This is a genomic window from Maridesulfovibrio frigidus DSM 17176 (genome assembly GCF_000711735.1).
GTDB classification, from domain to species: domain Bacteria; phylum Desulfobacterota; class Desulfovibrionia; order Desulfovibrionales; family Desulfovibrionaceae; genus Maridesulfovibrio; species Maridesulfovibrio frigidus.
On record NZ_JONL01000005.1, the window covers coordinates 74,106 to 94,868 of the forward strand.

Genomic DNA, 20,763 nt, shown 5'->3' on the forward strand with positions numbered 1-20,763 from the left:
CAAAACAGTTGCCATATTCCGCGCTCAGGAGTAAATTCAGTCAATGAAATCCAAAGCATCGTCCCCTTTCTGGATGCCCGTATATGCATTCCTGACCACCATTATTCTAGGCGGGCTAATCCTCAAGCTCGACGTTTGTCATCCAGGCAAACCTCTTTCATTCCTTGATGCAATCTTCACAGCCACATCTGCTGTTTGCGTAACTGGGCTTGCGGTGGTCGATACAGGCTCTTTTTTCAGCCGAACAGGTCAAACCGTAATCCTGACTCTTATTCAGCTCGGTGGCCTAGGCATTATGACCTACGCCAGTCTTGTTATTTATTTACTCGGTAAAAAAGTAAGCGCCTCCGACCGCATTGCTGTCAGCCAAACCCTGATCCACGACCCGTCATTTCACATAGGCAAATTCATTGTCGGAGTTATTACTGCGGTTTTTTCCATCGAAATTATCGGGGCAATATTACTCAACAGAATGGATCCGCAAGGGTTTTACCCCTTTTCAGCAGTGTTCCATTCCATATCAGCCTTCTGTAACGCGGGGTTCTCTTTATATCCTGACAGCCTATCAGCATGGAAAGAGCATTTAGGAATTAATTCAGTCTTCATGTCCCTTATAATTCTCGGCGGTTTAGGATTCTATGTACTGACCGAACTATGGGGCAAATTCGTCGACTTTATTCGCCGTAAAAAACAGCCAATGACTGCGCATAAAGTGACATGGCAGACCCGTATAGTTCTCGAGACATCCCTCTTTTTAATCATAGCCGGAGCAGTGGCCATATTTCTGGCAGAGAACATTATTCCTACGGTTATGCCCGGCGTAGACAGCAGCTGGCTGGCCTCCCTGTTTCAGTCTGTCACCTGCAGAACAGCAGGTTTCAACTCCGTTGACATTTCCAGCCTGACTAATATTTCACTGGTCTTCATGATATCACTTATGCTTATCGGAGGCTCCCCCGGATCATGTGCCGGAGGACTTAAGACCACCACCTTCAGGGCGTGGGTAGGATTTATCAGTGCCAAAATTAAAGGGCGCAGCCAAGTGCGCGTGGGCTGGTATGCGCTAACCGAAGACAGCATAAATAAATCGCTGACAATTATGGCTCTTGCCGGAGTAATACTTGGAACATCAGTAATTTTGCTGAGCATCACAGAGGGAAGCAGCATACCGCAAGAAGCCGCTCGCGGGCATTTTATAGAGCTTGTATTCGAAGCAATATCGGCTTTCGCAACCGTCGGACTATCTACGGGCATTACTCAAAACCTGTCCCCTGCGGGAAAAGTCATAATAATTTCACTGATGTTTGTGGGGAGACTTGGACCTGTATGGTTGCTCACCGCCATCAACAACTGGCAGAGTGAACCTCGCTACAAGTTGCCGGAAGACGATCTTTCACTAGGCTAAATTTTAGAAGTATTTTGATTTATACATTTGGAGAGCACCATGGCTAATAATATAGAAGTAGGCGTTGTCGGGCTGGGAAAATTCGGTTTGGCATTAGCAAACAATCTCTGTGAACTGGGACATAAAGTTACAGGGGTCGACACTTCTGCCGAAAGAGTAAAAGCCGCAAAACCATTTTTGGCTCAAATATTTCAGGCTGATGGGACCGACCAGAAAACGCTTGAACAACTAAGCTTTCAAGATTTCGACTACGTAGTAGTCTCCACTGGAGATTCTATGGAGGCAAGCATTCTGGTTGTTCTGAACTTACAGGAAATGGGCGTAAAAAAAATATGGGTTAAAGCCATGAGCGCTGCGCATGAAAAGGTTTTAAGTAAACTAGGCGTGGACTTTGTAGTCTTCCCTGAACATTTTGCTGCCAAACAGCTAGCCTATAAGCTCTCTACACCTGGCATGATCGACTACCTTTCAATGGGGCAAGATATTCTCATAAAGGAGAGGGCTGTCGGTGACTGGGCGGGGAAAACTTTAATAGATCTAAACCTTACAAACAATTACGAAGTCCAAGTCATTGCTATAAAAAAAGCAGGAACAACAGAGTTGAACTTTGTACCCAGAGCAAATAAACCGCTCAGCGTGAATGATGTTCTTGTAATAATAGGAACCAGTGAAAATCTATTAAAAATGCCCTGATATAATTTTACTATCCATTGTTTTTATCTAGATTATACAAATCTTTTTCAATTTCCTTCAGTTGCATATCTTCTTCCTGCAAGGCAATCATCCGGTCGCGTATGTGCTGGGTTATTTCAATTGCGTCATCGAGATCAACTCCTGCCGCAACCTGCATTTTGCGTAATAACGATAAAATATCACTACGAAGCTTTGTTCCGACTTCAGGGGAACCAAATTCCCGAAGCATGTCATCATCCGTCACACTTTTCTCAATGATGTAGGAGCAAAACTTGCGCGCCTCTTCTATCCCGCGATTCTTTTCAAGACACATGGTCAGATATCGAACACAATCTTCCCATTGCCCTGCTTCGAAATGGCTTCTGGCAATATTGAAAAAAAGATTTTCATCTTCACTGTCTAAATCAATACCCCGATTGTAATACTGTAATGCTTCGCGATACATTCCGTTCTTACGCATTAAAATTCCAAAATCATTGAACATATGCTTATGCTCAGGCTTAAAAGCTGTCTTAAGCTGTAAAACTTTTGAGAAAACTTCCTGAGCTTTTTCAACATCACCTTTTTCAAGATAAGTTAAACCAAGACCGAAAGTAGCGCGAACATTATCCTCATCAACTTCGAGCGCGCCCTCATACTCCATCTCTGCGCTGTAAAGCTCACCCTGCTCTCTATGGCTTTCGCCTCGCTGCAAGGCTCCATTAAGATTATCCATCCCTTTACGAACTTTATCATTCCAATAATCCAGTTCAAGGGAATAGCTTGAAGCGAACTCTGCGAGAGATATTATTTTTACATCACCTGACGGAACGTGGTTCGCATTTATTTCCTGAAGCTCAAACATTTCATCGGCCGTCGCACGAACTAGCCAATAGGTTTTCTTGTCGCCCCTCACATCTTTTTCGGAGATATGCGAAACCACAGAAACAAGCTCAGTTACTTCTTTATCCTTCTCAGTTGAAGGCTGATAAGCGAAAAATGTCTCTTTTAAGTTTGAGGACATAATGTACTACCTCTCACGAGGCTTTGAATAAGTTTGAAAGACAGATCAAACTACAGTCGATCATCTAACTTAGAGACCGCTCGCCTTTTTTTCATAAATCATAAAATTTTAAGGCTGTTCAATTCTGGAACTTCTAACAAAAATCGGCTAGGTTAGGGCTGCATGTACAAACACGTTACTACAATAAGCCTCATAGTTATTATATTTACACTGCACCTTTTCACAGTAAAAGGCTACGCTCTTAATATTAAAAGCACAGCTCCTGTGATCAAGAGTGAGATTGTAAGCTCCTTTCCGCACGATGAAAAAGCTTACACTCAAGGTTTTTTATATCACGGCAATGCGTTCTACGAAAGTACAGGAAAGCACGGCAGATCATCAATTCGCATAATTGAACAGGGATCAGGCACTGTCAGCACCGAAATCAAAATAGACAGCATGTTTTTTGGAGAAGGGCTGTGTATATGGAATAATAAAATTTTCCAACTGACATGGAAATCCGGAAAATGTTTTGTATATGATACAAGATCCCTTGCGCGCACTTCATCCTTTAAATATAAAGGACAAGGATGGGGACTGACCACTGATGGCGATTTTTTAATTCAAAGTAACGGAACAAACACACTGACCTTTCGTGACCCTTACGATTTTGCAAAAATAACCACTCTTAAAATTACGGATGGCAGCAAGAAAGTCTTTCGGATAAATGAACTGGAATATGTAAAAGGGCTTATCCTTTGCAACATCTGGTTCAAAGACCAGATAGGCGCTATAGACAAGGCAACCGGTAAAATAAAATTTTGGATTGATATCTCAAATCTTCGCCCCCTTGCTGGCAAAAGGGCAGAAGCCGCAAACGGAATTGCATGGGATGCAGTAAATAATCGCCTTTTTGTTACTGGAAAATTTTGGAACAAAGTTTTTGAAATAAAATTACCCGAACTGCAACAAGCGGACTCCACTTCATAATATATGGTAAAATCACTTGGCATCTGCGCCGGAGCCTCCACTATCGGCATGGTTCTCGTTTCCCGTGAGAACAAAACATTTTCGGTAATTAAAACCGTTTCTATTTCGCACGAGGGAAATCCCGCATCCGCAATTCTTTCCGCTATAGAAAAATTCGGCAATCTTGATAATGTCCGAATCGCAACCTCAGGAAGAAAGTTCAGGCACCTTTTAGATCTACCTTCCATATCCGAGCCGCAAGCCCTCGAATCGGCACTGTCATTTACAGATCTTGTGAAAGACGGATACCGCACAATAGTCAGCGCAGGCGGCGAAACTTTCATGGCCTACCTTCTGGACGCTGACGGAAAAGTAGAAACCGTTCATACTGGTAACAAATGCGCATCCGGCACAGGCGAATTTCTCGTGCAGCAGCTTGGCCGCATGGGTCTTGATCTTGATGCTATGGCAGAACTTGATGAAAACATGCCGGCCCACAAGGTTTCCGGAAGATGTTCTGTTTTTTGCAAAAGCGACTGCACCCACGCACTTAATAAGGGAATAGAAAAAGATTCCGTAGTGGCAGGACTGGCCCGGATGATGGCGGGCAAATGCATAGAGCTACTCCGCAAACTACCATCCGACAAAGTCGCATTAATAGGTAGTTGCTCGCTCAATAAATTTATGGTGCGAGAGCTTAGAAAAGAACTTCCTGACCTTGCAGTTCCAGAACAGGCTTATGTAATGGAAGCCCTAGGAGCCGCTATATGGGGGGCTGACAATGGTAAAACTCATACAGGTAATTTCAGTTCGGTAATCCGAAAAGGAACCACAAGCTTCACCTTTTTACCACCACTTGAAGCGCACATCGGCTCAGTAGATTTCCATGAGAATGATCAGGCAGAGTTCACTCCTGATAACAAACTGGCCCTTGGCCTTGATGTAGGCTCTACCACAACAAAAGGTGTTCTCGTCGACCTTGCGTCGCTGAAAACAGTCGCATCCTGCTACTTACGTACAGACGGCGACCCCATCGGAGCTTCACGGAAAGTATACTCTAAGCTTGCTAGCCAAGTTCCGGCAGGAACCACAGCCAGCATAATGGGCGTGACCGGGTCCGGGCGAAACATCGCGGGACTTCATGCCGGAACAGCGGGCATCATTAATGAAATTACAGCCCATGCAGCGGCGGCAGTTCACTATGATCCTGAGGTTGATACAATTTTCGAAATCGGAGGACAGGACGCCAAATATACATGGCTGAAAAACTCCGTCCCCTGCGACTACGCCATGAATGAAGCATGCAGTGCGGGAACCGGATCATTCTTAGAAGAAAGCGCTAAGGAAACTTTAGGCATTGAAGTTACAGACATAGCGACCATTGCTTTCAAGGGACAAAATCCGCCCAACTTTAACGATCAATGTGCAGCTTTTATCGGTTCAGATTTAAAGCTGGCGAGTCAGGAAGGCGTGCCGCTTGATGATATGATCGCGGGGCTGGTTTACTCCGTCTGTATCAATTATTCCAATAGGGTTAAGGGAAACCGTACCCTCGGGAATAAAATTTTCATGCAAGGCGGGGTCTGCTATAACAAGGCCGTCCCTGTTGCAATGGCGGCTCTGACGGGCAGAAAAATCATAGTACCTCCGCATCCCGGCTTAACCGGAGCCTTCGGAGTTGCACTCGAAGCTATACGGCGCACAAAGCTAAATTTACTGGACGAAGGAATCTTTGACCCGACTGAACTTTCCCTTCGTGAAGTCCACTACAAAACTCCCTTCATTTGCAAAGGCGCTGGCAGAGACTGTGATCTGGGTTGTTCCATTGCCCGTATTACCGTGAAGGATAAAACCTTTCCCTTTGGTGGAATCTGCAACAGGTTTGACAATTCCAAAGTATCCACAAAACAGATTGAAGGCGAAGATCTCGTCACATGGCGTGAGAAAAGGGTTTTTCGAGACCTCAGCGAACCGAATGAAGGCAGACCTACTATCGGCATGAACCGTTCATTATTAATGAACACCTGGTTTCCGCTATATAATACTTTTTTCCGCACACTAGGTTTTGAAGTAAGATTACCCGATAAAGTAGACCCTGATAGCATCGAACAGAAAGGAGCACCATTCTGTCACCCCGTGGAGCTTGCTCACGGAAGTATGGGGGAACTGCTAAAGCTTAAAACCGATCATATTTTCCTGCCACACGTACGTTCACTTCCTCTTAAAAGTGGTGACCGTTCATCTACCTGTGTGCTGGTTCAAGGTGAAACTTACTATTTGCGCTCTGCCTTTCCCGAGCTTGAGAACAGGTCTGTGCTTACGCCCGTAATTCACATGCAAGAAGGAATGGATCAAGTCCGCGACACACTTGTAAAAATGGCAAAAAGTCTCAAAATCAAAGCGGGACAAGCATCAGATGCGTTTAATAAGGCATTAACAGAGCAGGACTGTTTTTTTTCGGATATTCGCGCGAAAGGCGCACAATACATAGCGAACCTTGAAAGCCAGCCTGACAAGAATGCTGTAGTTCTGTTCGGCAGGCCCTATAATGCATTCAATTCATGGGCGAACAAATCAATACCAGCTAAGTTTTCTACCCGCGCAACAAATATCATTCCTTGCGACATGCTTCCAAGCACAGAAGACTGCAATGCAGACCGAAATATGTACTGGGCAACGGGTGAACAGATTATGGAATCTGCGGAGTATGTAGCTAAGCATCCGCAACTTTTCGGGACATTCATTACAAACTTTTCGTGCGGACCGGACTCTTTCCTGCTCGGCCACTTCAGACGTGCCATGGGCAAAAAACCTTCCCTCACACTGGAGCTGGACAGCCATACCGCAGATGCAGGAATTGAGACGAGAATAGAAGCTTTTCTTGATATTGTTAACGGATTCAAGCTGCTCAAAATCGGTTCCAATCACGACAAAAAAACTTTCACGCCTGCGCTCAGTGAATCCCGCGATGCAGTTTCCGGCATCGTAGATTCAAGCGGCACATGGCGCCCGATAAATGATCCTGATGTAATATTACTAATTCCTAGCCTCGGCGAAATAAGCACAGATTTCCTCGCGGCCTCTATGAGTAGAGATAATATCCGCTACAAGGTTCTTCCTCATGCAAACGAGGCAGCTCTTAAGCTCGGACGAAATAATTCGTCATGCAAAGAATGTCTTCCCCTGCAACTGACCTCTGGTGCCTTACTTGCGCATCTTGAAGAAAGAAAGAAGCCGGAAGTCTCGCTATTTCTCATGCCTACAGCAAAAGGGCCTTGCCGCTTCGGGCAGTATTCCGTCTTTATGAATGACCTTGTCGAAAGGCTGGAAATACCGGACCTCGCAATGTTTTCTCCAAGTTCCACTAATGGATATGGCGGATTCAGCACAAAGGTGGTTCTCGGTTTATGGCAGGGAATAGTCACAGGATCCATTCTTGAAGACATTCACGCAAGCATAGTAACTGGCGCAAAAGACAAAGAAAATGCGCTAAAGATATTCTGGAAAGTAAGGCAGGACCTACTTGAATCCATGACGACGAACTGGAAGGATCTTTCCCGAGCGCTTCATAAGGGAGCAAAAGACCTTTCTGTGATTAAGCTCGAAAAGAACATTGAAGAATACCCCGTAATTTCGATTCTCGGCGAAATTTATGTTCGCCACGATCCTCTCGCACGGCGCAGTCTGCCTGAACGGTTGTCGAAAGAAGGATTCATCGTCCGCGTAGCTCCTGTGCTGGAATGGATGAAATATACAGACTGGCTGAACCGTAAAGGTATCGAAGGCAAAGCCGGACTCGGATCCATTGTCAAACAGGGAATTAAAGGATATTTCGAAAAAAGAATCCGCGCCATCCTATCAAAAAGCGGCCTTGTCCATTTCAAAGGGCCTGACATCGGCGAAATTGTAGCAACAGCGTCTCCACATATTTCTGACCAGCTTACCGGGGAAGCGGTGCTCACAGTTGGCGCATCACTGCACGAAATTATGAATCCATCCTGCGGAGTAATTTCCATAGGCCCATTCGGATGCATGCCTTCACGAGTGGCCGAATCAATACTTAGTGAAAAATTCCGTGCAGTTTCTGCAGGTAATAAAGCATCTTCGTTTCTTGAGGATGACACACGCCTTCCATTTCTCGCCATTGAAACAGATGGTAATCCCTTCCCCCAATTGATCGAAGCGAGGCTCGAAGCATTCTGCCTTCAGGCATCAAGGCTCCACTTACGAAAGATCAATCAAAAGACCCCTTAAAACCTCCTACATATCCCAAAGCTAATATTAATTTTTATAAGTTTAATATCAATTTAATATTAATTTATGACAATCCTCCCCTTGATATAGATTGACGTATTATGATAGCAATTCTAGTCCTTAAGTGATTAGTTCTTCTATTGTATTCAGACTGGAGGGTCTTATGAAATCTAAGTTTCTAAAATTACTATTAATAATAATGCTGGTTGCGATTGCGGGCTGTAAAACAGCCGGTACAGGCAAAGGCGGAGAAACAAAATATTCAATGTTCTTTACTCCTGCGGACCATATCACGCAGCTAGTACAGCAGAAGAATCTAATGCAGGCCGAACAAGTATGGTTAGCAAACATCCAATTTTTCAATGAAAATCCTGAAACACATGTTCAACTTCAAAGCTTAGCATCATCCATAAAGTTCATGTTTCAGCCCAAATTAGTCGCTTCTAAAGCACGCTTAGATTCAATAATCTGGCCGGCCCCGCGAGCCCAGTGGCCAATGGTAGAAGACAAACTCACCGATACACAGGAGATGATGTCTACAGTTTCAGCTAGCACAATTCTTCCCGCGTATAATCAGGTTCCAGCCGAACTGGCGCAGCTTGAATCTGCTTACAAACAAAAAGAGACTCTCATAAAAAATGGCGCGGCGGCGGCATTCAAAGCATACCCGCTACTGACAGGAACAAGCTTTTTTAATGCTTACCCTGCAACTTTAAATAGATCTGCGTTTCTAGATTCACAGGCTCCATTCCTTACAAACGCAATTCTTAGTGCAAAGGGAACTGGCGTTACACACCTGATGAAAACATACGGGCCAGACCTTTCTGATACTTTTAAAAACGATCTCGGTGCACAGTATTATAAAAATGCTCTCCGCAGAGCCTCAGGAAAAGCCACCCCATCTTTACGTGCCATAATCAAAGCCCTTCAAGACACGAAAAAAGCAGGTTTTGAAATTGACCAGATCCCAGATTGCAAAATCGCTTTCGTCAGGGTTACCAGCAAATCAATGCTGAGACAGCATGGCATTGAGTTCGGTATAGGTATTGATGTTGATATGCCCATTGAGGCCGAACAGGCTGAAGCTAGAGGAATGTTCAACTCACAGACTGCGAAAGATGCAGATATCGTAATCCTGATTAATGAAGCTGTTTCTAAGATCGACCGCAAGACTACAGGGTACAGAGCTGAAAAAAGCCGCCTCATTTCCGGATACAAAGAAACATACAATAACGAGTACGACAAAGCGCAGATGATTTACCAGAATGCCCAGATGCAAAATAACGCTCTGCAATTTAGAATTAATGAATTCAAAATGGCAGGGCTAGGTGGCGCACTAGCACTCTTAACTATGCAGTCAGAAATAGATCATAACGAAAATAGATTTATGAGCGCACAGACGAATGCAACCATGACTCCCCGCATGCTGAACCTACCAGTATACGTGAACTACAAGTACAAAGTTGTTTCCGTTAAAGATGCCAAACGTGCTTCAGTACAGTACTACATCATCGACCGTCGCAACAAAACTTACTACGATAATACTTTCGATATTAATCAAGAACGCACATTTAAAGTAGCTTACGGTGTGCAGGACGAAGACCCTGACAATTCATCAATTCTTGCCAAGTTCAAAACAGAGAACGATCTTAAAAACTACGAGAAGCAACCTGTAAGCGTGGCTCTGTCTGACATTCTCGGACACTATGCTTCGCAGCATGGAAAAGACAAAAAATACAAAAACATCGCGCAGATTCAGAAAAGCATCATGAATGACCGCAACGTTGCGATGAAGGAATTCTATTCCAATCAATACAACTCTGACACAGGCAACGACCCGCGCTTTGATTCTGTAGTCATCGTCTACAATCCACAGGGCAGTCTCGGTAGTGGTTTCTTCGTCGCAGAGGATGTAGTGCTCACTAACTTTCACGTGGTTGAAGGAAGTGATTATGCTGAAATGAAGCTCCACAACAATCAGGAGACATTCGGTAAAGTCATGGCATATGACATGAACCGAGACCTTGCTCTGGTAAAAATGCAAACTCGCGGCAAGCCTGTGACTTTCTACTCTAAGAACACACTTCCAGCCGGAGTTACCGTTGAAGCCATCGGTCATCCTGAAGGATTCAACTACACAATCACCCGTGGTGTTTTCAGTGCTTACAGATCCATACAAGGTGTGGGACCAGCGGCATCAAACAAGAAGGTTCGTTACATCCAGACTGACGCTCCGATTAACCACGGAAACTCAGGCGGTCCGCTATTTTACAAAGACAAGCTGATCGGCGTAAATACGTGGGGACTTTCTAAACAGACTGCTGAAGGACTTAACTTCTCAGTTCATTACGCAGAAGTTATGGACTTTCTTAAGCAACACGGCATTAAATACCGCAAATAGGGAATTAGCATGAAAAATAGAACTAGAATATTCGCCGCAGTTATCGCGATAATGGCTTTAAGTATGCTCATGTCCGGTTGTCAGTCCAGGCAACGTATGGGGATGGTCAGAGAAAAAGGCACAGGACTTATGTACGGATCTTACATGAACGGCAACCTGTTCATGGACCCGTCGCAGTTCTCAAACCCGACAATTAAGCTTTCAATAAGAAATACTTCTGGTGACCCAGCGATTAACCTGAAAACCCTTCGTGCGGATCTGGAAAAGTCATACACTGATAAAGGATACGAGATTACCAAGGGTAAAGACTACGGTATTCATATCGACATCAACATGCGCTATTCCGGCCAGATGTCCTCAAATATGGCAATTGAATACGGGCTCATGGGCGCTGCAGCCGGAGGATACGCAGGTAGCAAATCTCCAAGTAGCACAGATGGTGCAGTGGTAGGAACAGCTGGTGGAGCAACAGTTGGAGCTATCCTCGGAAGTTACTCAACAGAAGATACCTACATAGTATTCGCAGATGTTGCGATCGGCCTAGTTGATACACTTGCCAAGCGTAAGAAATTTACAATCACTTTTGGTGATACTCAAATTAAGAAAGACGATGAAGACACTGGTTTCACTGCATACCGTGCCCGCGAAAAATCGAAGATTGCGGTATATGCTGGCGGCGATAATGTTCACCAGTCTGAAATAGTAGTCGGAGTTACATCCAGATTCAAAAGAATACTTGAAGATGTAATCTAAGCTGACTCCACTCAATATAGTTGAGCCGTTTCGAAAAACGCTTAATAAAAAAGGCCTTCTCAAATAAACTGAGACGGCCTTTTTTGTTTCTGAACATTTTCTGTAAAGCGCATTGATGTAATCTACTAATAAATTAACCCTATGAAGCTCCAGCAAGCTCAATATCAGTAGCAACAAGATCTCCTAGTGCGATGGTTGCAACTAGTTCTGCATCATAAGAACCACCGCTAGCCCCATCCCGATCCCAATATAGATTTCCGCTAGTACCTAAATCTTCCCACAGAAAGATAGGATCGGAGCCAGTACCAGAACTATCATAATGACTCTTTGTATCAAAATACCTTACAGAACCGAATTCAGCTCCATCAAAATAGAACTTATCAGTTCCTGAAACAAATGTTTGAATGGTATCCGATCCAGTCGCTGTTCCGAAGTAACTTGAATCCTTATAGCCGTAGGTATTGGCTCCACCATTCCCATTAATTATGTCATGCCCCTGTCCTCCAAAGAAAGTATTATCACCGCTATTTCCCGTCAGAGAGTCGCAAGAAGTAGATCCGATTATTCCCTCAAAGTTGCTCATAACATCCGTATAATGAGCATTATCAAGCCCGTCATATGTTGCTACGCCAGTTGCAAGGTTTGCAGTTACGCTGGCATAAGCACCTAAAAATGAAACAAAGTCATAATCCGCGCCACCGTCCAAAATATCATTTCCATCATCTCCGGTAATCACATCCTTACCGGAACCACCACTAATAATATCGTTGCCTTCATCGCCATGGATAGTATCATCACCTGCGCCACCACCCAGCAGATCATTACCTTCATCACCCATGATAGTATCGTTTCCATCATCACCATAGAGGGTATCAGCTCCAGCCTCTCCATCTAGAGTATCGTTACCCGCAAGGCCCATGATATAATCACTATTGGGTGTACCTTCTAATGTATCATCGCCAGCAGTTCCATAAACCCAAGTAATGCCGTCACTGGAAGTAGTACTCTGTACTTCAGTGGACTCAGGAATCTCTACAGTACCTTCAATTAATTCTAAAATATCATCGTCGGTAGGGACGTCATCCAGCTTTTCAAGCAATTCAGCAACGCTTTCAAGGTCACCCCCTGCGAGAGCATCAAATGTGTCTTGCGCTAATTCCATCATAGCAGCATCAAATATCTGCTGAGGACCATCGCCACCTTCAGGAGAACCTACAAGCACTCCTTCTACGCCTGGCTCAAGAACACTTTCCCCAACAATAACCGGACCACCTGTTTCACCGCCTTCGGCTCCTTCCTGTCCCTCTTCGCCCTCAGCCCCTTCTTCACCATCTGTCTGCTGCTGTTCCTGTTGCTCCTGTTGTTCTTGCTGCTCTTCCTGCTCACGTTGTTCCTGTATTTCCTGCTCAGCCTGAATAGCTGTCGGAGCGATAGACTGGAACTGTTCAAATTCTTCGACAGTCATAGTTCGCACTGTGCTCATGAGTCCTGATGAAGCAATATCAACTAATGCACGCGGCGTAGAAATCTGACGGAGCTCACCATCAATGGACTGGACCAGCAAGGCCTTACCACTGTGAATTTCTTCAACACCATGCTTCTCGCCGCCAGGACCAATTTCATGAACGGTGATGGTCCCGCGAATTCCGATAGTCGTGAGCGGAGTGCCGACCTTGAATCGTTCAGGATTCTGCTCAGCAATCTTACCCGTCACCATACGGAAAGTTCCTTGTGACATATTGAAAAGAAGTTCCGATGCGGATTCATCAGAATCATCAAAAATATAATCATCCAGAGCTATGGAGGAATCCTCACCCTGAGACAATAAAGTATCATCAACAAATTGTATTTCTGCACTACTGCCCGTACGGGTGATTAACTCATCCCCCGCATAAACCGGATCTCCAGCCGCAACAGATCGCATACCGGATTCAGATTGAAGAAAAACTTCACCATTAGCGGCAAGAACAACACCAATAGAATTTGATTCAAAAACAGCTTCAGGAGACATAGGACACACTCCATCTGTAACTTAACACTCCTCTATACTATATAATACTTTTTAAATATAATTCAAGACTGCAAAAATCTAATTGAAATATTTATTTATTACATACCCAGTAAAAAAACTCAAAATAAAAACCACTACTTAATATCAAACAGCTACAATAGATCAATTTATTTAAAATTTTATCTTATATGCACAAAAAAGTGCCGCGCCATTCTATTTTCATAAACAACGAGGCAACATTTCTTAAACTATCACAACTATAAGCTTAAACTACATCAAGCAATTGCCTCGGTATCAATATCACTCTCTAGCACTGACGCCCCATTAATAAGAGTTGCAACAAGAGTATTACCTCCGACATCATCTCCATTCGAATCATACCAAAGCTGATTTAATTCATTGTCATAAACAATTCCCGCATATGCACTGCCACTTCCACCCAACGAAGCGTTTGAACCATCATATGCATTCGATATAGTATCAAACGTAGGAACATCGGCAAAATCCCCACCATTGGCTTCGTTCAAGAACTTAAACTTGTCTTCACCTGAAACAAAATCCGTAATTTTATCACCACATCCACACAAAGTCTTATAGTAGAAGAAATCAGCATCAGCTCCGCCAGTCAGGGTATCTGTTCCAATACCACCTTCAAGCGTATCAATTCCGATTCGACCAGTCAGAGTATCATTACCATCCCCGCCCATCAGATAATTAGCGTCATCACTGCCCATCAGGGTATCTCCCTGATCTGAGCCGATTATATTTTCGATGTTAATAAGGGTATCATTGCCCATGCTACCATCTGCAACCTCGTCGTATAGCGATGCATTTACCGCGCTAACGCCCTCATAAGAGACTGTATCAACACCATCTCCACCATTAATTACATCATCACCTTGACCGCCAGTGAGAGTATCATCACCTAGTCCACCATAAAGCGCATCATTACCCTCTTCACCATCTATGACATCATTGTCTTCTCCACCGTAAATAACATCATTCCCGTTTCCACCCCAAATAGTATCGTCACCGTCGCCACCCATGAGAGTATCATCACCACCTATTCCATCAATTTCATCGTTTCCACCGCGACCGTCATAATAATCAGTATGAGTAGTTCCCTCCCAATACTGACCCTGCTCACTACCTAAAGCAAAAGTAATACTGTCACCTGATGATTCATCTCCTCCTCGATCTTCAGGAATTTCAGAATCATTAGGAATATCAGGAATGCCCTCAGTAACATTTTCAATTAATGCAATAATATCAGGATCATCAAGATCTTCTTCAGGTACGGTTATTTCTGCAACAACATCTTCTAATTGTTCCAGAAATTCTGCTGCTGCTTCAAAATAACCCTCTGCAAGGGCATCAAGAGCTTCTTGCGCAATACCAAGAGCTTCTGCATCAGCTCCAACAGGATTCACCGCATCAAAGCCGAAAGCACCAGCCAAGGCGCCATCAACTACCGGCGATAGCGCGTTACTGCCACCTACAATATTGGCACCCATTTCACCACCGAAAACACCTTCAACCGCAACGGGCTGAGGTTCTGCCGCACCTTGCTCCGCGTCACCTTCACCTTGCTCTTCAGCAGGCCCGTCTTCTCCTTGCAGTTCTTCCTGATCTTGCTCTTGTTGTTCCTGCTGTTCCTGCTGACGCTGTTCTATAATTTCCTTCTCAGCCTGAATTGCAGCTGGCGCTACAGATTGAAACTGCTCAAATTCCTGAACAGTCATTGGGCGAACAGTACTCATTAGACCCGAGGAAGCGATATCAACCAAAGCTCGTGGCGATGAAATCTGGCGAAGCTCACCATCAATGGACTGAACCAATAAAGCCTTACCGCTATGAATTTCTTCTACCCCGTGCTTTTCGCCATTAGCACCTATTTCATGAACAGTAATAGTTCCGCGAATTCCTATGGTCGCAAGAGGAGAGCCGACCTTGAATCGCTCAGGATTCTGCTCGGCAATCTTACCCGTTACCATACGGAAAGTTCCCTGCGTCATATTGAAAAGAAGCTCGGAAGTAGAATCAGCGGCATCATCAAAAACATAATTATCAAGATTAATTGATGAATCAGAACCTTGAGAAAGTAATGTGTCATCAACAAAGCGTATTTCAGCGCTACCGCCCGCACCTGTGATCAATTCCTCTCCTCGGTAAACAGGAGAACCAGCTTCAACTTGCCTCATTCCAGAATCGGACTGAAGAAAGACCTCGCCATTCGAAGCAAGGACAACACCAATGGAATTTAAATCAGAAGTTTCTGCAGGCGACATCACACACCTCGTTAAAAAAATAACCTCGTTTAAAATTACCTCATATAATATATTAACACTTTTTTTCAATCTATCAAGAGCTTATTAACTGTTAATTTGCATTAAAATCACTGCATTTTAATACAGTGAGACATAACAGTTACTTAAATAAGGCACTTTAAATCATGTCCAACAAAACATGATTTAAAAAATCACCTAATTTTATATTAGAAGATTATTGAATATGTTTTTTATACAAAGAAAAACCCCGTACTTATCAGGATTACCTGAAAAGTACGGGGTTTTATAAATATTATCTTTGATTGGAGTTTATGCTTTATTCTTTGCAAAAGGAGGAATCGGCCCTTTCTTAAGTCCCCAGACAAAAAGTAGAAGACCAATAAGAATCATTGGTAAACATAATACTTGCCCCATAGTCAGCCAACCGAAGGCCAAAAATCCCAGCTGAGGGTCAGGCTGTCTAAAGAATTCCACAAAAGCTCTAAAGAGGCCATATCCTATAAGGAACAACCCTGTAGTCGTTCCTCTAGGACGAGGTTTTGCTGACCAGAACCACAAAATTAGAAATAAAAGAAGTCCTTCAAGACCGCCTTCATAAAGCTGCGAAGGGTGACGCGGCAAGTCTCCGGCGCGCTGGCTTGGGAAAACCATTCCCCACGGCACATCGGTTGTACGGCCCCATAGTTCACCATTGATAAAGTTCCCGATTCTTCCGCACAACAATCCCAAAGGAGCGAGAGGTGTGAGAAAATCACCCACATCAAGAGTGGAACGACCTGTAGACTTGGCAAATCTCCAAGCGACAAAAGCTATACCGATAGCTCCGCCATGAAAAGACATTCCGCCTTTCCATACAGCGAGAATATCAGTGGGATGAGATATAAAATACGCGGGCTCATATATTGCGCAATATCCAATGCGGGCTCCAACAACCAACCCTACAACCAACCACGTAATAAGGTCATCGACCTGAATTGGAGTCCAGTCATTCGTAGCCTTGGAAGCGCGATAGCGTCCAAGTCCCCACGCAATTGTGAATCCTATCATGTACATAAGGCCGTACCAATTAGCCTTAAGAGGTCCTATTTGAAATGCGGTAGTGTCAAACTCCGGAAGTACAATCATAATTAATTCCCTGCTATTTGAAAAAAGTAGAATGTTAAATTCTAATGAGTGTGGACTTTGTTTCCTGAACAAATTCAGTTACAATCAGACTATAGGAAATACAAGGAAATCCCATGAAAGAACAAAAAGATTTTGACATATTAGAAATGCCTGCTGAAGGCTTGGCAGCATACTGGCTTTCCATAAAAAAATTAATTGACGTTAAGCGCAGTAAAAAAGTGCTTGATGAAGAAATCAAGTATACGCGTGAACCGTTTATCAAACACTTATTAGAAACCACTTTCACTGACCTTGACGAAGCACTTGTGAGACGATTAGCCGAAGCAAAATTAGATACTATTTCAGACGATTACAGCCGTAAAATGGGGTCCATGAAAATAGCACTTCTCGCGATGTCCTCTCAAGAAAACCCGAGAATATCCTTCGTCCGCATGGCATCTCAATACCCAACTATAGTGATTTCTGAAAAAAAAGCTTTCACCCTAGCACATGGGTTGATGGATGGACTGAGCGAAAAAGAATCTGACCAAGCGGTTTTGCTGGAATTCGACCACAAACTTCAAGGTGATAGACTGCTTGTAAAAATGCTATTTCACATAATTCTCAGTCGGAAAGAAGGAAAACAGCAACTCGAGCAATTCATACCGCATATTAAAACACCATTCTATTCAAACGGCCTTACTCAAGTAATAGATGGGTTTGACCATAGAGTTCTAAAGCTTAATTTAACAGCTCAAAGTTCAGAAATACTAAAAAATTCGACTCGAAAAATGCAAATGGCTACGGAAATGTGTATCGGTATCAGAAATAAAATGAACTATGATGATATTTTCAAGATAGCCAGAGCCTATATGCCCTGATTATTCTCTTTCTTTTTGAAATTTGCGAGCAGCTTTTACGAAATTACCAGCCCAGCACAGGGCTCCAAGCGCATGAATATGATTATATCCAGCGTAAACATTATTTTTGATCATTCCGTCAAACCCTGCAGCCATGCCCTTTCCGCGACTTAACTCTAAGGCATACTCTGGATTTGATCCGGTACGGCTTAAACAAAGGGAATAATGAAATTCATGCCCGACGATTTCAGTGCCGACAGGAAAGAAAATATTTTCTTTGATAATCTTGCCTGATGTATACCCAAGCCCCTGAGGTTTAGGACATAAACAAGTAGAAAGAGGCAGAACTGCTGCCATGGGATATTTACAACCTTCATATTCCACATCATCACCGAGATACATAAATCCGCCGCACTCTGCATATATGGGAAGGCCACTGTCGGCCAATGTGCGAACGTGATCTCTTATCACCTTATTAGCGGAAAGTTCTGCGGCAAGCGTCTCAGGAAAGCCGCCCCCCAAATATAGCCCGTCTATTTCAGGCCAAGGATCGCTCGAAATAAGTGAAACCTCTTCGATCTGTGCTCCGGCTTTTGTTAAAGCTTCGAGATTTTCTTCATAGTAAAACCACAAAGCCTCATCACGGACAACACCGATAACAGGCTTCTTATCGCTCACAAGTTCAATTCCAGACCATAATGGCTCTTCATTTTGGGGAATATCCCCAGAGCCTGAAGCTATATCAAAAATTTTATCAAGGTCGATGCAATCCTGCGCCATCTTTCCAAGAATATCTAAAGACTCATCCTGTGGACCATATTCGGTATTTGAAACCAAGCCCATATGCCGTTCTGGAATAGGATTTTCGCGGAGCTTCGGAAGCATTCCAAGAACTGGAACATCCGTATAGGCTTCGATTGATTTATGGAGAATATTACGATGCCTCTCCCCGGCAGTGCGGTTAAGAATGACTCCCGCAAGATTAAATCCATCTTCAAAAGCTTTGCACCCCGCGACGATAGCGGCAACAGTGCGAGTCATTTTAGTACAATCAATTGCTAAAATAACGGGTGCATTTATTATTCTGGCAAGTTCAGCGGTGGAACAGGTTCCTGCCACATCTTTACCATCAAAAAGTCCTCTATTCCCTTCAACTATCGATATATCAAAGCCTTGCCCTTTTTCAAGAAACAATCCTTTCAGCTTATCAACAGACATAAGAAAAGGATCCAGATTCGTCGTAAAATGACCGGAAGCAAGTCCAAGCCATTTCGCATCGATATAGTCCGGTCCTTTTTTGAAGGGCTTAACTGTCTTGCCGAGATTCTTAAAGGCCCTACAAAGACCTAAAGTAACAATGGTCTTACCAGTACCACCGTTAAGTCCGGCAAGAACTAATCGAGGAAAATTCATAAAGCAATAAATTCCCTTAAAATGCAGAAAGAACTTCTAAGTAAATCTGCAACTTTTTTTTGAACAATAAAACCTATTTAAATATAAAAATAAGCATATTCGGTTCAAATTAAAAATGCCCTGTCCAAATAAATGAACAAGGCATTCAAGACTCAAAACCTAAAAGGTCTATTCGCCCTCTGCTCCGCCCTGTTTACCAGCGCCGTAGAGGCCGTACATAGTAGTACTACCACTGGACCAGTATTCAACTTTCATCTCTTTAACAAGAGCAGTCAGAACTTTCTTAACGTCACGACCTTTCTCTTCTGGGAAAAGTTTAGTGAAATCATTGAAGTAAAATTTACTTTTAGCACCTGTTTTCGCAACGAGGAAGTCTAGAACTACTACCTTTGCAGATTCTAATTCGATCGCCATGATTCGCCCCTTATTTGTTTAAAAAGGGCGCGGCAATTTGCCGCGCCCCAATATTCTCAATTCGAATTAAAACTTGAACTGAGTTGACTGACGCCAAGTGTAGTAAGCTGGATCACGGAAATCATCGATTAGGTGAGGAGTAAACTCGATACCTGTTTTTTCGAAGAAACGTTCCCAACCAATACGCTCTGCCCAGTCACCCAAACGTTCGTACTTGTTGGCGTCTGCTTTGTAGACGTCAAGAATAGTACGGATAGTTTTAACGAGTGTAGGCCAACGTGGAGGTTCGTTAGGAATAAACGCAACAACAACCTTAGAGAACTTAGGCATGCTGATACGGTTAGAAACCTTACCACCGACCATTAGTGCGATACCGTCGCCTTCCTTATCGGAAAGAGGCAGTGAAGGACACATTGTGTAGCAGTTACCACAGAACATGCAACGCTCTTCTTTAATCGCAACAGACTTGTACTGTTTGCCGTCAATTTCGACCTTAGAAGGACGAACTGCGCCAGTAGGACAAGATGCGATTGCAAGAGGAATCTCACAAACGTTATCAAGGTATTCATGGTCAATGAGTGGTGGTTTACGGTGGATACCGACAACAGCGATATCTGAACAGTGACATGCACCACACATGTTAAGACAACAAGCAACAGCGATACGAACAGGTGCTGGCATGTTATGATTGGTGAACTCTTCAAAGAGGTCATCCATGATAACTTTAACAGTACCGGAAGCATCAGTTGCAGGTGTATGACAGTGAACCCAACCCTGTGTGTGAACGATGTTAGATACACCAGCGCCTGTTCCACCAACTGGGAACTTGAAGCTGCCGCCATCGAACTTACGGGACTGGAGATCCTTCTTTAGTGCGTCACATTTGTCCTTGGAATCAACCATGAACTCAACGTTATTACGTGTTGTGAAGCGAAGGTAACCATCACAATGAGCATCAGCGATGTCACACATTTCGCGGATAAGAGTAATACTCATAAGACGAGCAGTACCACAACGAACTGTGTAAACTTCATCACCGGATTCTGCTACGTGTAGCAGAACGCCTGGCTCAAGGATATCGTGGTATTTCCACTGTCCGAAGTTATTTTTAAGAACCGGAGGAAGGAACTCATTAAAGTCACGAGGTCCAATGTCCGAGATTCTATTTTCCATCGGTTTATCTGGATTATAGCCAGAAGATACGAACGCCATATCA

The 20,763-nt window shown here is 43.7% G+C and carries 14 protein-coding genes; 7 read left to right on the forward strand and 7 right to left on the reverse strand.

Annotated features, from left to right (window positions below; all coding sequences use genetic code 11):
- Positions 1-43: 43 nt before the first annotated feature.
- Together BR06_RS0111040 and BR06_RS0111045 are read left to right on the forward strand one after the other, a co-directional pair.
- The gene (locus BR06_RS0111040) at positions 44-1,405 is read left to right on the forward strand and encodes a TrkH family potassium uptake protein (protein WP_031482915.1); all 1,362 of its coding nucleotides are present in this window, start codon (positions 44-46) and stop codon (positions 1,403-1,405) included.
- 39 nt (positions 1,406-1,444) lie between these two features.
- Complete coding sequence (locus tag BR06_RS0111045; protein ID WP_031482917.1) at positions 1,445-2,098, forward strand: potassium channel family protein; 654 nt, start codon at positions 1,445-1,447, stop codon at positions 2,096-2,098.
- A gap of 10 nt (positions 2,099-2,108) precedes the next feature.
- On the opposite strand, the gene BR06_RS0111050 is transcribed toward BR06_RS0111045, so the two are convergent.
- Positions 2,109-3,101, reverse strand: coding sequence for a tetratricopeptide repeat protein (locus BR06_RS0111050; protein ID WP_031482918.1), 993 nt, complete (start codon positions 3,099-3,101; stop codon positions 2,109-2,111).
- A 162-nt stretch (positions 3,102-3,263) separates the two neighbouring features.
- Between BR06_RS0111050 and BR06_RS0111055 the strand changes: the two genes are divergently transcribed.
- From BR06_RS0111055 to traT, 4 genes are all read left to right on the forward strand, one after another.
- Complete coding sequence (locus BR06_RS0111055; RefSeq protein ID WP_031482919.1) at positions 3,264-4,070, forward strand: glutaminyl-peptide cyclotransferase; 807 nt, start codon at positions 3,264-3,266, stop codon at positions 4,068-4,070.
- 3 nt (positions 4,071-4,073) lie between these two features.
- Complete coding sequence (locus tag BR06_RS0111060; RefSeq protein WP_031482921.1) at positions 4,074-8,303, forward strand: acyl-CoA dehydratase activase; 4,230 nt, start codon at positions 4,074-4,076, stop codon at positions 8,301-8,303.
- Positions 8,304-8,466: 163 nt separating this feature from the next.
- The gene (locus BR06_RS0111065; RefSeq protein ID WP_031482923.1) at positions 8,467-10,704 is read left to right on the forward strand and encodes a S1C family serine protease; all 2,238 of its coding nucleotides are present in this window, start codon (positions 8,467-8,469) and stop codon (positions 10,702-10,704) included.
- Positions 10,705-10,713: 9 nt separating this feature from the next.
- Positions 10,714-11,457: a complement resistance protein TraT gene (gene traT / locus BR06_RS0111070; protein WP_031482925.1), complete on the forward strand. Its 744-nt coding sequence runs from the start codon at positions 10,714-10,716 to the stop codon at positions 11,455-11,457.
- Positions 11,458-11,596: 139 nt separating this feature from the next.
- Here the strand turns inward: traT and BR06_RS0111075 are convergent, their stop codons facing one another.
- From BR06_RS0111075 to lgt, 3 genes are all read right to left on the reverse strand, one after another.
- The gene (locus BR06_RS0111075) at positions 11,597-13,468 is read right to left on the reverse strand and encodes a FecR domain-containing protein (protein ID WP_031482927.1); all 1,872 of its coding nucleotides are present in this window, start codon (positions 13,466-13,468) and stop codon (positions 11,597-11,599) included.
- A gap of 275 nt (positions 13,469-13,743) precedes the next feature.
- Complete coding sequence (locus BR06_RS19745; protein WP_051677024.1) at positions 13,744-15,756, reverse strand: FecR domain-containing protein; 2,013 nt, start codon at positions 15,754-15,756, stop codon at positions 13,744-13,746.
- A gap of 309 nt (positions 15,757-16,065) precedes the next feature.
- Positions 16,066-16,881, reverse strand: coding sequence for a prolipoprotein diacylglyceryl transferase (gene lgt, locus BR06_RS0111085; RefSeq protein WP_031482931.1), 816 nt, complete (start codon positions 16,879-16,881; stop codon positions 16,066-16,068).
- Between the two features lie 113 nt (positions 16,882-16,994).
- Between lgt and BR06_RS0111090 the strand changes: the two genes are divergently transcribed.
- On the forward strand, positions 16,995-17,741 hold the full coding sequence (locus tag BR06_RS0111090; RefSeq protein WP_031482932.1) for a hypothetical protein: 747 nt from the start codon (positions 16,995-16,997) through the stop codon (positions 17,739-17,741).
- Here BR06_RS0111090 and BR06_RS0111095 read toward each other — a convergent pair whose 3' ends face one another.
- The 3 genes from BR06_RS0111095 to dsrB form a co-directional block, all read right to left on the reverse strand.
- The gene (locus BR06_RS0111095) at positions 17,742-19,133 is read right to left on the reverse strand and encodes a cobyrinate a,c-diamide synthase (protein ID WP_031482935.1); all 1,392 of its coding nucleotides are present in this window, start codon (positions 19,131-19,133) and stop codon (positions 17,742-17,744) included.
- Between the two features lie 168 nt (positions 19,134-19,301).
- Entirely contained in the window at positions 19,302-19,547 is a 246-nt protein-coding gene (locus BR06_RS20730) for a dissimilatory sulfite reductase D family protein (protein ID WP_031482937.1), read from the reverse strand.
- Positions 19,548-19,613: 66 nt separating this feature from the next.
- Complete coding sequence (gene dsrB, locus BR06_RS0111105) at positions 19,614-20,759, reverse strand: dissimilatory-type sulfite reductase subunit beta (RefSeq protein WP_031482939.1); 1,146 nt, start codon at positions 20,757-20,759, stop codon at positions 19,614-19,616.
- Positions 20,760-20,763: the final 4 nt, after the last annotated feature.